Genomic DNA, 13,655 nt, shown 5'->3' with positions numbered 1-13,655 from the left:
GCCGTAACTTCAGGCGTTGCCAACGTTATGCAAAACAGGAATGACGCCATGCGGGCGCCGCTTGTGGCGCCTCGTGATAGCGAAATCAGTCGGAAATTACCGCGAAGGCAGGCTGAACCCGATGTAACTCAGGACGGCAAAGCGCCCTTCGCGAAGCGGGTGCGGCAGGCCTGGGCGCCGTTCACCGTCTCGAAATCGCTGGCCAGCATCAGCAACTGCTTGCCGTCGGCCGAAGGCAGCAGCGGCGACGAGTAGTTCTGGCACCAGTTGGTGGCGGTGGGCGGGGCCAGCGGCTTCACCGGCGCGGCCATGGTCGTCCAGGCGCCGCTGCCGTCGGCGGTGCTGCTGATGAAGATGGTGCCGCCGTTGCCGGCAGCGTCCGGGCCGCCGCCGGCGTCGTTCAGGATCTGCCCGACCAGCGCGATGCGCTGTTGCGCGGGCAGCCACACGTGCGTGGGTGCGTGGCGGAACCACTGGCCGGCGGCCGTCTTGGGCTCGAAGCCCTTGTCGGCCGGGTCGCCCCAGTTCAGGCCATCGGCGGAGCGCTTCAGGTAGGTGCGGCAATCCAGGCCGGCCGTGCTGCAGAACTCGTAGCTGAGCAGGTAGCTGCCGTCGCCCAGCCGGCTGGTGACGGCCATGCCGGGGCGGTCGGTGGGCTTGACGGCGGCGACCAGCAGCCGCGGTGCGGTCCATGTGACGCCGTCGGCGGTGTTCATGATCTTCAGCACCTGCGAGGCGCCGTCGTCGGTCTCGTCGGAGTACATGCAGGCCAGTTGGCCGTCCTTGGTGACCAGGAACTCGGGCTCCCAGATACCGGTGCCTTCACCGCCGCGGGGTTCGCGGGCGATGCCGCAGTGGGCGTTCAGCGCGGTCCAGGTCTTGCCCGCATCGGTGCTGCGGTAGATGGGGTGCTTCATGGGCGTGCCGGGCGTGTCCTGGCCCACCGAGGCGGACCACAGCAGCGTGCCCTTGGCCAGCACGCCGACCGTGGACGGCAGCTCGTAGATGGAGCCGCAGCACAGGCCCTTGGGCCATGTCGCGTCGGTCACCGAGCCCTGCAACGCGAAGCTGCTGCCGTCGTCGCGGCTGATGAAGATGCGGCCCTGCCCCTGGCCGCCGGGGAAGGCGATGGTGCTGGCGATGACCGCGCCGTTCAGTGACGCATCGGCCTGGTGCGCCAGGCGGATGAGGCGCGGATAGAACGCCTCGGCGTCGCCGTTGAGCAGCGTGCCGGTGCGGACAGGCGGGGGCGGCGGCGGTTCGGTCGGCGTGGTCGGGGATGAGCCGCCGCCACCGCCACAGCTGGCGCAGGCGCCGATCAGCAGCAGGGTCGGCAGCATGGTTGTGAGTACGGCGAGTTTTTGCCAGAGCTTCATGAGCAGGGACATGGTTGCGCTCCTGAAATCGTAGGGATGAGTTGGACCCGCCGCGCGCAGCGGGAGCTGCGGCGGGTGTTTGGAGAAGGGGGGCTTAAGCGGTCAGGTCTCGCCGGATGGCTTGCGCTGGGGCACACCGCTGGCGATGGCCGGGCCGAAGTCAGGCCGTCCGTCTGCTGTCCAGCCGAAGCGCTGCACGCGCATCGTGCGGCCGCTGGCGTCGCCGGCGTCCTGGTCCTTGGCGTGATAGACCAGCCAGTCTTCCTTGCCGTCGGGCGACCGAGTGAAGCTGTTGTGGCCGGGCGCGAAGACCTTGTCCGTCGGGCCGAACAGCGGCGTTGGCGTCTTGGTCCAGCTCTTGGGGTCCAGCGGGTCTTTGCCGGTCAGCTCCAGCAGGCCCAGGTAGTAGACGGCGGCGGTGTGGCCGGCCGAATAGACGACGAAGTCGCGGCCATTGCGTTGCAGCGCTTGCGGAGCCTCGATCCAGAAGTGGTCGCGCTGCTTCTGCCAGCGGCCGTCCACCTTGTGCCAGCCGCGCTCCCAGTCGTGCTCGCCTTGGACGATGCGCACGCCGGGGCCGCTGGCGCGCGTGGGGCTGCTCATCGGCGCGATCCACAGGCCGTCGTCGGCGTACATCCAGTACAGGCGCCCGTCCTTCAGGCGCAGCACGGAGCCGTCGATGGAATAGCGCTCGTGCTGCAGGTGCACGCGGCCACGGTCCACGAACGGCCCCATCGGATGCTCGGCCTCCAGCACGTAATGGCGGTGGTTGGCGTCCACGCCGTCGGCGGCGGTGAAGTAGAGGTACCAGCGGCCGTCCAGCTGGTGCAGCTCCGGCGCCCAGATCATCTTGCTGCGCGGGCCACCGGGCTCAGGCGTCCAGACCTTGCGGCGCTCGGCGTTGCGCCAATCACTGAGCTTGTCGGAGCTGTAGACCCACAGGCCGCCATCGGGGTCGAAGGTGGCGGTCAGGTAGTAGCGGCCGGCATGCCAGACGACCCAGGGGTCGCCGGCCTCGACGCCGGGCAGCACGGGGTTGGTGAAAAAAGCGTCGCTCGCAGGTGCAGTCATCGCGGCTCCTGGCAGGCCCAGGCCGGTCGCGGCGGCCAGGCCCAGCAGGCCTCGGCGGCGCAGCGCCGGGCCGGGCGTGTCGTCGTTGTTCATCGGTGTTGTCTCCTCGCCCGTGGGCAGGTCTGCCCCCCGAGGCGTCGCGATGCTATTCGCCTTTCTTGTTTATAACAAGTAAATTGGTTAATAATGGGGCAAACACGGATTTGGAGACCAGGACATGCGCGTGCTCGTGACCGGCGGGGCTGGCTACATCGGCAGCATCACCACACTGCAACTGCTGCAGGCGGGGCACGAGGTGCTGGTGCTGGACAACTTCAGCAACGCCAAGCCGGCCGTGCTGGCGCGCATCGCGCAGCTGGCCGGGCGGGAGCCGGTGTTCCGCGAGGGCGACGTGCGCGACGGCGCGCTGCTGCGCGGGTTGCTGAAAGAGCAACGCATCGAGGCCGTCATGCATTTCGCCGGGCTGAAGGCCGTGGGCGAGTCGGTGCACAAGCCGCTGGAGTACTTCGACAACAACGTGCAGGGCTCGCTGAGCCTGCTGGCCGCGATGCGCGACGAGGGCGTGCGCACGCTGGTGTTCAGCTCCTCCGCCACCGTCTACGGCCTGGCCGAGACCATGCCGCTGCGTGAGGATGCGCCCACCGGCACGACCAACCCCTATGGCCGCAGCAAGCTGATGGTCGAGCAGGTGCTGCAGGACCTGGCCGCGGCCGACCCGGCCTGGTCTCTGTGCGCGCTGCGCTACTTCAACCCGGTGGGCGCCCATGCCAGCGGCCGGCTGGGCGAAGACCCGCAGGGCATTCCGAACAACCTGATGCCCTTCATTGCCCAGGTGGCCGTGGGCCGGCGCGCGGCGCTGCAGGTGTTCGGGCGCGACTACGCGACACCCGACGGAACCGGCGTGCGCGACTACATCCATGTCGAGGACCTCGCCGCCGGGCATCTTGCCGCGCTGGCGCACGTGCATGGCCGGCCGGGCTGGCATGTGTTCAACCTCGGCACGGGCCGCGGCCACTCGGTGCTGGAGGTGTTGCGCGCCTACGAGGCCGCCTGCGGCAAGCCGCTGGCGCACGAGTTCGTGCCGCGCCGGGGCGGCGACGTGGCGCAGAGCTGGGCGGACCCGACGCGGGCGCAGACGCTGCTGGGCTGGCAGGCGACTCTGGGTCTTGATGCGATGTGCGTCGACAGCTGGCGCTGGCAGTCGCGCAACCCCGAGGGCTACGGCGACGCCGCCTGAAAGGTCAGCCCTCCGCCCCCGGGCCCATGCCTCGGGGAAAGTCGAACGCCACGCGCATGACGATGTCCTGCGGGTAGTTGCCGAACTTGCGGCCGAACAGGTTCATGCCGCCGCGGTTGCGCGCGTCGGGCTTGATGCCCAGCCGCACCTTGATGTGGTTGGTCTGCGGCAGCGTCAGCTGCTCGATACCCACGCTGCTCAGCTCCACGCCGTCGATCATGGAACCCTTGGCGCCCACGCTCCACTGCTTCAGCAGGCCGTGCGTCGTGCGGTCCGTCTGCCACCACGACGGCATCAGCAGCGAGGCCTTGCCGCCGTAGTCGCCGGGGCTGGTCCAGGTGCCGATCTCGATGTCGTTGATCCACAGCGTGATGTCCGACGGCCAGTCCTCGTTGAACTGCGGCGCCTCGGAGCAGATCTCCATCGACAGCTCCAGATGCGACGGCACCGCGCCGTAGGGCAGGTTGTTGGGGAAGGCGTACTCCACATAGCCGTCGCCGCCGAACCACAGCAGCTGGGCGTAGACGTGCTCGGGCTCGAAGAACGAACGCGGGTCGTCCAGCATGCCGATGATCTTGCTCTCGCTGACCAGGCCGCAACTGGGCTTGGCCTCCACATGCCGGTAGCTGCCCACCGGCATGTTGATGGAGATGACATTGGGCTTGCTCTCCACTGCGGCGCCCGGCAGGCGCAGCCGCACCTCGTCGTAGCGCTTGGAACACAGCTTCTGCTGGCCGCGCGTGCCGGGCTCCACTTCCACCGACACCAGGCCCACCGCCTGCAGCTGGTTGATGTTGAAGCTCACCGTCGAGTGCGGCAGTCCCATCGCCGTGGCCAGCTCGGACACGTTCAGCACCTGGTGGGTCAGCATGCCCAGCATCGCCTGGCGAGTGTCCGAGGCCAGCGCCTTGGCCACGGCCAGCGCGGCGTCTCCCTCCACCATCAGGATGCGGCTGCCTGCGACCTCCATGTTCTATGCCCTCGTGCTTTGGACCCAAAGAAGTTGCGAGTTTATGCGGGCACCCTGCACGGGCGCCGCGCGCTTTCCCGGGGCACAGGCGCACCGCTTAGGGTAAAGACTGATCGTTATTAACAAATAAAATGGCGATAATGCATCGCATGAGTTCAGCCATTTCCACCGAGCATGTGCACCGCCGGCGCAATCCGCTGACGGGTCGGCATGTGCTCGTGTCGCCGCACCGCACGCAGCGGCCCTGGCAGGGCGCGCAGGAGCCGGTCGACGACGCCCGGCTGCCCGCCCACGATGCCACTTGCTACCTCTGCGCCGGCAATGTGCGCGCCAACGGCCAGCGCAACCCGGACTACCGCGACACCTTCGTCTTCACGAACGACTTCGCCGCGTTGCAGCCCGACGCCGTCGAGATGCCGGCGGCCGAGCCCGGCAGCCTGATGCAGCCCGAGGCCGTGGCCGGTGAATGCCGGGTGCTGTGCTTCTCGGCCAACCACTCGCTGACCTTGCCCGAGATGGACCTGCCCGCGCTGCGCGCGGTCGTGCAGGCGTGGCAGGCGCAGTCCGCCGACATGGGCCGGCGCTGGCGCTGGGTGCAGGTGTTCGAGAACAAGGGCGCGGCCATGGGTTGCTCCAACCCGCACCCGCACGGCCAGATCTGGGGCCTGGACGCGCTGCCCGACGAGGCGCTGCTCGCCGACGGTCACCAGCGCGACTACCTGGCCACCCATGGCGAGCCGCTGCTGGTTCGCTACGCCCGCGATGAGCGGGCCGCCGGCGAGCGCGTGGTCGTCGAGACCGAACACTGGCTGTCCGTCGTGCCCTACTGGGCCGCATGGCCGTTCGAGACACTGCTGCTGCCGAAGGCGCACACGCTGCGGCTGGAGGCGCTGTCGGCCGCGCAGGCCGACGACCTGGCGCTCGCGGTGAAGCGGCTGACGACGCGCTACGACAACCTGTTCCAGTGCTCGTTCCCGTACTCCATGGGCTGGCACGGCGCGCCGCACCAGGCGGGTCGCGCGGACGACAGCGCGCACCAGCACTGGCAGCTGCACGCCCACTTCTACCCGCCGCTGCTGCGCTCGGCTTCGGTGCGCAAGTTCATGGTGGGCTTCGAGATGCTGGGCGAGGCCCAGCGCGACCTGACGCCGGAGGTGGCCGCGCAGCGGCTGCGCGGCGTCAGCGACAGCCTTCACTACCGACAGGCGAGGACCGCATGAGCGACCACCTCCAGCCAACGCCGCGCGAGCGCGCGGTGAGGGGATTCCTGCGCGCCTTCGGGGCTGAAGCCCAGCGCGTGGCGCGGGCGCCGGCCCGGGTCAACCTCATCGGCGAGCACACCGACTACAACGAGGGCTTTGCGATGCCGTGCGCCATCGACCGCGACACGGTCGTGGCCGCCGCCCCGCGCGACGACGACGTGGTGGAGGTGCTGGCCTGCGACCAGGGCGAGGCGCTGGGGCGCTTTCGCGTCGGCGCGGCTGCCGACGTGGGCGGCAGCCCGCAGTGGCTGCGCTATGTGCAGGGCATGGTGGCCGTGCTGACGCAGCAGGGCCTGCCCGTGGGCGGCGCACAGCTGGCCATTGCCGGCAACGTGCCGCAGGGCGCGGGGCTGAGCTCATCGGCGTCGCTGGAGCTGGCCGTGGGCCAGGCCTTGTCGGCGCTGAACGGCTGGCAGCTCTCGCCGCAGGCGATGGCGCTGGCCGGCCAGCGCGCGGAGAACGTCTACGCCGGCTGCCAGTGCGGCGTGCTGGACCAGATGTCCTCGGCGTTCGGCGTCGCCGGCCATGCGCTGCTGCTGGACTGCCGCAGCCTGGACGTGACGCCCATGCCCTTGCCGGCGGGCACGGCGGTGCTGGTCATCGATTCCAAGATCCAGCGCGGCCTGGTGGACAGCGAATACAACCTGCGCCGCCGGCAGTGCGAAGCGGCGGCGGCCGGCCTGGGCGTGAAGGCGCTGCGCGACGTGGACGACTCGCTGTGGTCGCACCGCGGTGGCGCGCTGGACCTCGTGGTGCGGCGCCGCGCGCGCCACATCATCAGCGACAGCCGCCGCTGCGAGCTGCTGGGCCAGGCGATGGGGCAGGGCGACCTGGCCTGGATGGGCCAGCTGATGCGCGAGTCACACTGGTCCATGCGCGACGACTTCGAGATCACCGTCCCGGCCATCGATGCGCTGGCGGCGCTGGTGCAGGACGTCATCGGCACGGCCGGCGGCGCGCGCATGACGGGCGGGGGCTTCGGCGGCTGTGTCATCGCGTTGGCGCCCGAGGGCATGGTGGACGACATCCGCGCTGCCGTGGCCGCCGGCTACCGCTCGCCCGATGGGCGTGCCGCCGAGGTGCATGTGTGCGCGGCCTCGGGCGGCGCTGGAGTGCTGGCGTGAGCGCACAGACCTTCGCGCTGCGGGCCGCCGACGGGCTGGCCATCCGGGTGGCCGACATCGGTGCCGCATGGATGTCCTGCCGCGTGCCGCTGTTGGGCGGCGAGCGCGAGGTGTTGCTGGGCCACGCCACGCCCGAGCATCATCTGACCCAACCGGGCTACCTGGGCGCCATCGTGGGCCGCTACGCCAACCGCATCGCCAACGCGTCGTTCACGCTGGACGGCCGGCCGCACGCGCTGGCCGCCAACGAAGGCGAACACCAACTGCATGGCGGGCCGGACGGTTTCCACCGCCGGCACTGGCAGGTTGCGAGCCACACCGACGACACGCTGGAACTCACGCTGACCTCGCCCGATGGCGACCAGGGCTTTCCCGGCGAGCTGCAGGTCAAGGCGACCTACCGCGTCGCGCCGCCGCTGACGGTGCACATTGACCTGGAAGCCACGACCACCGCGCCCACGCCGGTCAACCTGACCAGCCACGCCTACTTCAACCTCGACGGCGGCGACGGCCCCACCAGCATTCGCGGCCACCGGCTGCAGATCCGGGGCGGCCGCTACCTGCCCGTGCGGCCCGACCTGATCCCGACCGGCGAACAGCGCCTCGTCAAAGGCTCGCCCTTCGATTTCCGCGAGCCGCGCTACATCGGCGAGGCGCTGGACCTGCTGCGCCACGCCGGCGCGCAGCCGCTGTGCCATGACCATTGCTGGCTCATCGCGCCGGCGCAGGTGCAGGCGCAGCCCATGGCGCGCCTGTGGTCCGGCGATGGCGCGCTGGGCCTGGACCTGCACAGCGACGCGCCGGGCCTGCAGTTCTATGCCGGCGAGTTCCTGCCGCGCAGCGCCGACCGCGAAGGGCGCCCCTACGCGCCGCACGCCGGCCTCGCGCTGGAGCCGCAGGCCCTGCCCGACAGCCCCCATCACCCCGCATGGCCGCAAGCCGTGCTGCGTCCCGGCGAGGTCTACCGACACCGCCTCAGCTACCGCTTCTTCCCGGCCTGACCGTCAACCCATCCACATGACCGCGATGACATCCACCCCCGCACGCTGGACCCCCGAGCAGGCGCACGCCTGGTTCAAGGCCCAGCCCTGGTCCCTGGGCGCCAACTTCGTGCCCGCCTCCGCCATCAACCAGCTCGCCATGTGGCAGGCCGAGAGCTTCGACCCCGAGCGCATCGATCTGGAACTCGGCTGGGCCAAGGATCTGGGCATGAACACGATGCGCGTGTTCCTGCACGACCTGCTGTGGGCGCAGGACGCCGCCGGCTTCAAGCAGCGCATCCACCAGTACCTGGAGATCGCCGACAAGCACGGCATCCGCACGATGTTCGTGCTGTTCGATTCCTGCTGGGACCCCGAACCCAAGCTGGGCCCGCAGCGAGAGCCCATCCCCGGCGTGCACAACTCCGGCTGGGTGCAGAGCCCGTCGGCCGCGCAACTGGCCGACCGCTCGACCTGGCCGCAGCTGCGCGCCTATGTCGAGGACATCGTGAAGACCTTCGGCCAGGACCCGCGAGTCAGCTACTGGGACATCTGGAACGAGCCCGACAACCAGGGCGGCGGCATGGGCTACTACCTGCCGCGCGAGGCCAAGGACAAGATCGCGCTGGTGGCCGAGATGATCCCGCAGGCCTTCGACTGGGCGCGTGCGCAGGCGCCCATGCAGCCGCTGACCAGCGGCGTCTGGCTGGGCGACAACTGGGCGCCCGACTCGCCCGAGCTGAACGCGGTGCAGAAGGCGCAGCTGGCCTGCTCCGACGTGGTCAGCTTCCACGACTACAACTGGCCCGAGAAGTTCGAGATGCGCATCAAGCAGCTGCAGCAGTACGGCCGCCCGCTGATCTGCACCGAGTACATGGCGCGCAGCCTCGGCTCCACCTTCGACATCGCGCTGCCCATCGCCGCGCGCGAGGACGTGGGCATGATCAACTGGGGCTTTGTGGACGGCAAGAGCCAGACCAAGATGCCCTGGGACTCCTGGAAGAAGCCCTACACCATCGACCCGCCGCTGGTGTGGTTCCACGATGTGCTGCACACCGATGGCAAACCTTATCGTCAACGTGAGGCCGAGCTGCTGCGGCAGTACGGTGCGCGCAAACGCTGAACATTGAGATGAACAGAGGTGCTGCTACGACGGCGCCCATCCGGAGACCCAACCTTTGACCGCCAGCATCCAGTTCGCCGCCGTGGCCAAGCGCTACGGGCCGGTCGACGTCATTCCCGACTTTTCCCTCGACATCGCCGCGGGCGAGTTCATCGTGCTGCTGGGCCCGTCGGGCTGCGGCAAGTCCACGCTGCTGCGCATGCTGGCGGGGCTGGAGAGCGTGTCCGACGGCCGCATCGTGCTGGGCGGTACCGACGTGACCGACCTGCCGCCCGGCAAGCGCGGCCTCGCGATGGTGTTCCAGCAGTACGCGCTCTATCCGCACATGAGCGTGTTCGACAACATGGCCTTCGGCCTGCGCAACATCGGTGTGGCCGATGCCCAGGTGCAGCAGCGCGTGACCGCCGCCGCGCAGATGCTGGAGCTGGACGCGCTGCTGCAGCGCAAGCCCGGCCAGCTGTCGGGTGGCCAGCGCCAGCGCGTGGCCATCGGCCGTGCCGTCGTGAAGGAGCCCAAGGCCTTCCTGTTCGACGAGCCGCTGTCCAACCTCGACGCCAAGCTGCGCAGCCGCACCCGCATCGAGATCGCGCGGCTGCACAAGAGGCTGGGCTCGACGATGGTGTTCGTCACGCACGACCAGGTCGAGGCGATGACGCTGGCCGACCGCATCGTCGTCATGAACGGCGGCCGCATCGAGCAGCTGGGCGCGCCGATGGAGATCTACCAGAAGCCGCGCACGAAGTTCGTCGCCGGATTTGTCGGCAGCCCGGCGATGAACTTCCTGCCCGTGGAGCGCGTGCCCGACGACCAGGGCCGCGCCGTCGTGCGGCTGTATGGCGGCGAACTACTGCGCACGCAGGTGGCGGCGTCCGACGCGCTGGGTCGCGAGCTGTGCGTGGGTGTGCGGCCCGAGGGGCTGAAGCTGGCCGAGGCCGGCGTCATCAGCGGCGGCGTGGAGCTGATCGAGCGCCTGGGTGAACGCAGCCTGGCGCATGTGGGCCTGGGCAATGGCACGGTGGTCGTGGCCGAGGTGCCCGTGCAGCGGCCGCTGGCGCTGGGCGACGTGGTGCACCTGCAGCCCGACCTGGACCAGCTGCATGTCTTCGATGCGAGCGGCGTCGCCCACCACGCCGAGGTGCGCGCGGCATGAGCGGCGCCACGCTGCGTCAAGCGTCGCTGGGCCAGCCCGCGTGGGTGGGCTGGGCCTTCATCGCGCCTTTCCTGCTGTGCTACCTGGGCCTGCTGGTGGCGCCGGTGCTGGAGGGCTGGTGGCTGTCCTTCCATGCGGTGGACCTGCTGACCGGACGCGGCCAGTTCGTCGGCCTGGCCAACTTCATCGACCTGGTGAAAGACGAGGTTTTCCTGCGCAGCGCCGGCAACACGGTGCTGTTCGCAGCGATGTGCACGCCCGCCTTCGTGGGCCTGGGCCTGGCGCTGGCGCTGGTGCTGAACCGCCCCGGCAAGCTGGGCGCCTGGCTGCGCGGCACCTTCTTCGCGTCCAACGTGCTGTCGGTGACGGTGGTCACGCTGATCTGGCGTCTGGTGCTGCTGCCGGATCGCGGCCTGCTGAGCCAGGGCCTGCAGTCGCTTGGCCTGCCCGACCTCGCGCCGCTGAGCGATGAGCGGCTGGCGCTGCCCTTCATCGCGCTGGTCACGCTGTGGTGGGGCATAGGCCTGCCGATGACGCTGATGCTGGCCGCGCTGCAGCAGGTGCCACGCGACCTGTACGAGGCCGCCGCGCTGGACAACACCAGCCGCTGGCGCTCGTTCCGCTACATCACGCTGCCCGCGCTGCGCCGCACGCTGGTGCTGGTGGCCATCATCCAGCTGCTGGGCCAGCTGCAGGTGTTCGGCCAGGCGCAGCTGCTGACCAACGGCGGGCCCAACAACAGCACGCGGACGATGGTGATGTTCATCTACGAGGCGCTGTTCGACCAATGGGCACTGGGCTACTCGGCCGCCGCCGCGCAGCTGCTGTTCGTGCTGCTGGTGCTGGGCGTGTCGGTGCAGCGCTGGGCCGAGAAGCGTGAAGGAGGTGCCGCATGAAGCCCACCGCCTTCGACCGCGTGCTGATGGCCGCTGCCATCGTGCTCGCCATCCTGTGGATGCTGCCGCTGCTGTGGGTGTTTGCGCTGTCGCTGAAGTCCAACGCGGTGCTGATGGAGCGCACCGACGCGATCTTCACGACGCCCTTCACGCTGCGCAACTACGCGGACATCCTGGCCAACTCGGCCGTGTTCCGTTGGGTGCTGAACAGCTGCGTCGTGGCCGGCGTGCAGACGCTGCTGGTGCTGCTGCTGTCGTCGCTGGCGGGCTACGGCTTTGCGCGATGCGAGTTCCGCGGCAAGCGCGTCGTGTTCGCGCTGGTGCTGGCGGGGCTGGCCGTGCCGGAGCCGGCGGTGGTCATCCCGCTGCACCGCTTCTTCGCCGAGCTGGGCCTGCACAACAGCTATGCGGGGCTGATCCTGCCGCGCCTGGCCGCGCCGTTCGGCGTGTTCCTGATGACGCAGTTCTTCAAGGCGCTGCCGCGCGAGCTGGAGGAGGCCGCGCTGATGGACAACGCGTCGCGCTGGACCATCTTCTGGCGCGTCATCCTGCCGCTGACGCTGCCGGCTCAGGCCACCCTGGGCATCTTCAGCTTCCTGGCTGCGTGGAACGACTACCTGTGGCCGCTGATCTCCGCCACCCGACCCGAGATGTACACGCTGACCCTGGGCCTCGCGTCCACACAGACCAACTTCGCGCAGTCCGAGGGGCTGGGCTTCCTGATGGCGCAAGCCGTGTTCGCGGCGCTGCCGGTGCTGGTGCTGTATGCCTTCTTCCAGCGCCACATCGTGGCGGCGGTGTCGGGAGGCAGGCCGGCATGAAGCGCGCGCTGATCGCCTTCACCGCGGCGCTGCTGATGGGGGCGACGAACGCCGCGCCGGTCGAGATCACGTTGGCCCGCTTCTTCGGCAGCTGCGATGCCGAGTTCGGCCAGGTGACCGACCCGGCCCAGGTCAGCAGCGAGTGCGGGATCATCACCGTGCTGACCAACAAGTTCAACGCGCGGGAGGCCGGCCGCATCCGCGTCAACACGCAGATCGTGGAGCACGCCGCCTACTACCCGCAGCTCGGCGCGCGCATCGTGGGCGGTGACCTGCCCACCATCTCCATCATGCACGCCTCGGTGCTGGGCGACTTCGCCAAGCGCGACCTGCTGCAGCCGCTGGACGGCGCGCTCGATGCGGCCGACTTCACGCCCCACGCCCGCAACGGCGTGACGCTGGGCGGCCATGTGCTGGCCTTGCCCTACGACAGCCACGCGATGCTGTGGCACATCAACCTCGGGTTGATGAAGCAGGCCGGCCTGGTCGACAAGCAGGGGCACGCAAAACTGCCCACGTCGCCGGATGAACTGCTGGCGCAGGCCCGCGCGTTCAAGCGCGCCACCGGCAAGCCCTACTTCGTGTGGCTGACGCTGAACGACCCCAGCTTCTTCGCGCGCAGCGTGCTGGGCTTCGTGCACCAGCAGGGCGGCAGCCTGTTCCCGAAGACCGACCAGGCCATCGATCTGGGTACACCCGAGGTGAAGGCCGCGGTTGCGTTCATGCGCACGGTCTACGCCGAAGGCCTGTCCACGCGCCACATGGACTACAGCGCCGCGCTGCAGGCTTTCATGGCCGGCGCTGGCGGCGTCATGCCCAACGGCACCTGGCTGCTGGGCCAGTTGAACGACCGCGCGACGCAGCCGGGCAACCCGCTGAGCCGCGCCTACGAGGCCCAGCCCGAGCCGGCGCTGTACGGCAAGCCGGCCACCTGGGCCGACAGCCATGTGTGGGTGATGCTGCGCAATCCGAAGCAGACCGCGGCCGAGCGCGATGCCGCGCTGCGCTTCCTGCACTTCCTCAACGACGAGAGCCTGGCATGGGCCCGCACCGGCCAGCTGCCGGCGCGCCAGTCGGCGGTGGACAGCGCGGCCTTCAGGGCCCTGGCGCAGCGCGCGTCGCTGGGCCCGGTGGCGCAGTTCGGCACCGGCCTGCCCACCACCGTCGCGCGGCAGGCCCGCGTGATGGGACTGTTGGGCGACACCGTGTCCGCCGTCGTCGTGTCCGGCGAGCCGCTGGAGGCCACGCTGGCCAAGGGCCAGCAGCGCATCAACCGGCTCTTGGAACGTGAGTCCCGATTCCTCGGGAGCAACAAGCGCTGATGCGCTCGCGCCACTCATGGTTTGCGATAGGTTTATAACAAGAATATTGGTGAATAATCATCAAAACGATCAGAAAGGTCCGTGGGCAGTGCCAGCGGACCGGCTGCGGCAGACGCGGCGCTGACCCGCATGAACAGGTTCTGAAGACCGGCCGCCGTAGAGACGCTCGATGCGGCCGGGGCGCCGCGAAGCTCCATCCAGGAGCCTTGTTGCGCCGAATGTTGCAAGAAAAGTTGTTTGTAATGAGGTCGAGAGCGCGGCGCCACGTCGCGAATCGAGACATCGGGGACCCGGCGCCCAGTGCGCCACGGATTTCGTTCTAA

The 13,655-nt window shown here is 69.4% G+C and carries 12 protein-coding genes; 9 read left to right on the top strand and 3 right to left on the bottom strand.

Going from position 1 to position 13,655, the window contains the following annotated elements:
- Positions 1-128: 128 nt before the first annotated feature.
- Both J2X21_RS22410 and J2X21_RS22405 read right to left on the bottom strand, forming a co-directional pair.
- Entirely contained in the window at positions 129-1,340 is a 1,212-nt protein-coding gene (locus J2X21_RS22410) for a sialidase family protein (protein WP_310332331.1), read from the bottom strand.
- A 138-nt stretch (positions 1,341-1,478) separates the two neighbouring features.
- On the bottom strand, positions 1,479-2,540 hold the full coding sequence (locus tag J2X21_RS22405) for a glycoside hydrolase family 43 protein (protein ID WP_310332329.1): 1,062 nt from the start codon (positions 2,538-2,540) through the stop codon (positions 1,479-1,481).
- Between the two features lie 124 nt (positions 2,541-2,664).
- Here J2X21_RS22405 and galE point away from each other — a divergent pair, with 124 nt between their 5' ends.
- A complete protein-coding gene (gene galE / locus J2X21_RS22400) occupies positions 2,665-3,684 on the top strand; it encodes a UDP-glucose 4-epimerase GalE (protein ID WP_310332327.1) in 1,020 nt (339 codons plus the stop codon).
- A gap of 4 nt (positions 3,685-3,688) precedes the next feature.
- Here galE and J2X21_RS22395 read toward each other — a convergent pair whose 3' ends face one another.
- Positions 3,689-4,654, bottom strand: coding sequence for an ArsR/SmtB family transcription factor (locus tag J2X21_RS22395; protein ID WP_310332326.1), 966 nt, complete (start codon positions 4,652-4,654; stop codon positions 3,689-3,691).
- Positions 4,655-4,803: 149 nt separating this feature from the next.
- On the opposite strand from J2X21_RS22395, the gene J2X21_RS22390 reads away from it, so the two are divergent.
- From J2X21_RS22390 to J2X21_RS22355, 8 genes are read left to right on the top strand one after another with little or no spacing between them, the layout of a single operon-like run.
- The gene (locus J2X21_RS22390; protein WP_310332324.1) at positions 4,804-5,874 is read left to right on the top strand and encodes a UDP-glucose--hexose-1-phosphate uridylyltransferase; all 1,071 of its coding nucleotides are present in this window, start codon (positions 4,804-4,806) and stop codon (positions 5,872-5,874) included.
- Entirely contained in the window at positions 5,871-7,040 is a 1,170-nt protein-coding gene (gene galK, locus J2X21_RS22385; protein ID WP_310332322.1) for a galactokinase, read from the top strand. The genes J2X21_RS22390 and galK overlap by 4 nt, the downstream gene beginning before the upstream one ends.
- Entirely contained in the window at positions 7,037-8,041 is a 1,005-nt protein-coding gene (locus tag J2X21_RS22380; RefSeq protein ID WP_310332320.1) for an aldose epimerase family protein, read from the top strand. The genes galK and J2X21_RS22380 overlap by 4 nt, the downstream gene beginning before the upstream one ends.
- A 25-nt stretch (positions 8,042-8,066) precedes the next feature.
- A complete protein-coding gene (locus J2X21_RS22375; RefSeq protein ID WP_310332318.1) occupies positions 8,067-9,143 on the top strand; it encodes a glycoside hydrolase 5 family protein in 1,077 nt (358 codons plus the stop codon).
- A gap of 55 nt (positions 9,144-9,198) precedes the next feature.
- The gene (locus tag J2X21_RS22370; protein WP_310332316.1) at positions 9,199-10,293 is read left to right on the top strand and encodes an ABC transporter ATP-binding protein; all 1,095 of its coding nucleotides are present in this window, start codon (positions 9,199-9,201) and stop codon (positions 10,291-10,293) included.
- Positions 10,290-11,189 (top strand): carbohydrate ABC transporter permease, encoded by a 900-nt coding sequence (locus J2X21_RS22365; RefSeq protein WP_310332314.1) that lies wholly within the window; start codon positions 10,290-10,292, stop codon positions 11,187-11,189. The genes J2X21_RS22370 and J2X21_RS22365 overlap by 4 nt, the downstream gene beginning before the upstream one ends.
- Positions 11,186-12,010 (top strand): carbohydrate ABC transporter permease, encoded by an 825-nt coding sequence (locus J2X21_RS22360; RefSeq protein WP_310332313.1) that lies wholly within the window; start codon positions 11,186-11,188, stop codon positions 12,008-12,010. The genes J2X21_RS22365 and J2X21_RS22360 overlap by 4 nt, the downstream gene beginning before the upstream one ends.
- Positions 12,007-13,332, top strand: coding sequence for an ABC transporter substrate-binding protein (locus tag J2X21_RS22355; protein WP_310332311.1), 1,326 nt, complete (start codon positions 12,007-12,009; stop codon positions 13,330-13,332). Before J2X21_RS22360 ends, J2X21_RS22355 begins: the two co-directional genes overlap by 4 nt.
- The last annotated feature ends 323 nt before the right edge of the window (positions 13,333-13,655 follow it).

This window comes from Roseateles asaccharophilus (assembly GCF_031458115.1).
Taxonomy (GTDB): Bacteria; Pseudomonadota; Gammaproteobacteria; order Burkholderiales; family Burkholderiaceae_C; genus Pelomonas; species Pelomonas asaccharophilus_A.
This window is presented reverse-complemented; position numbering and strand designations above follow the sequence as displayed.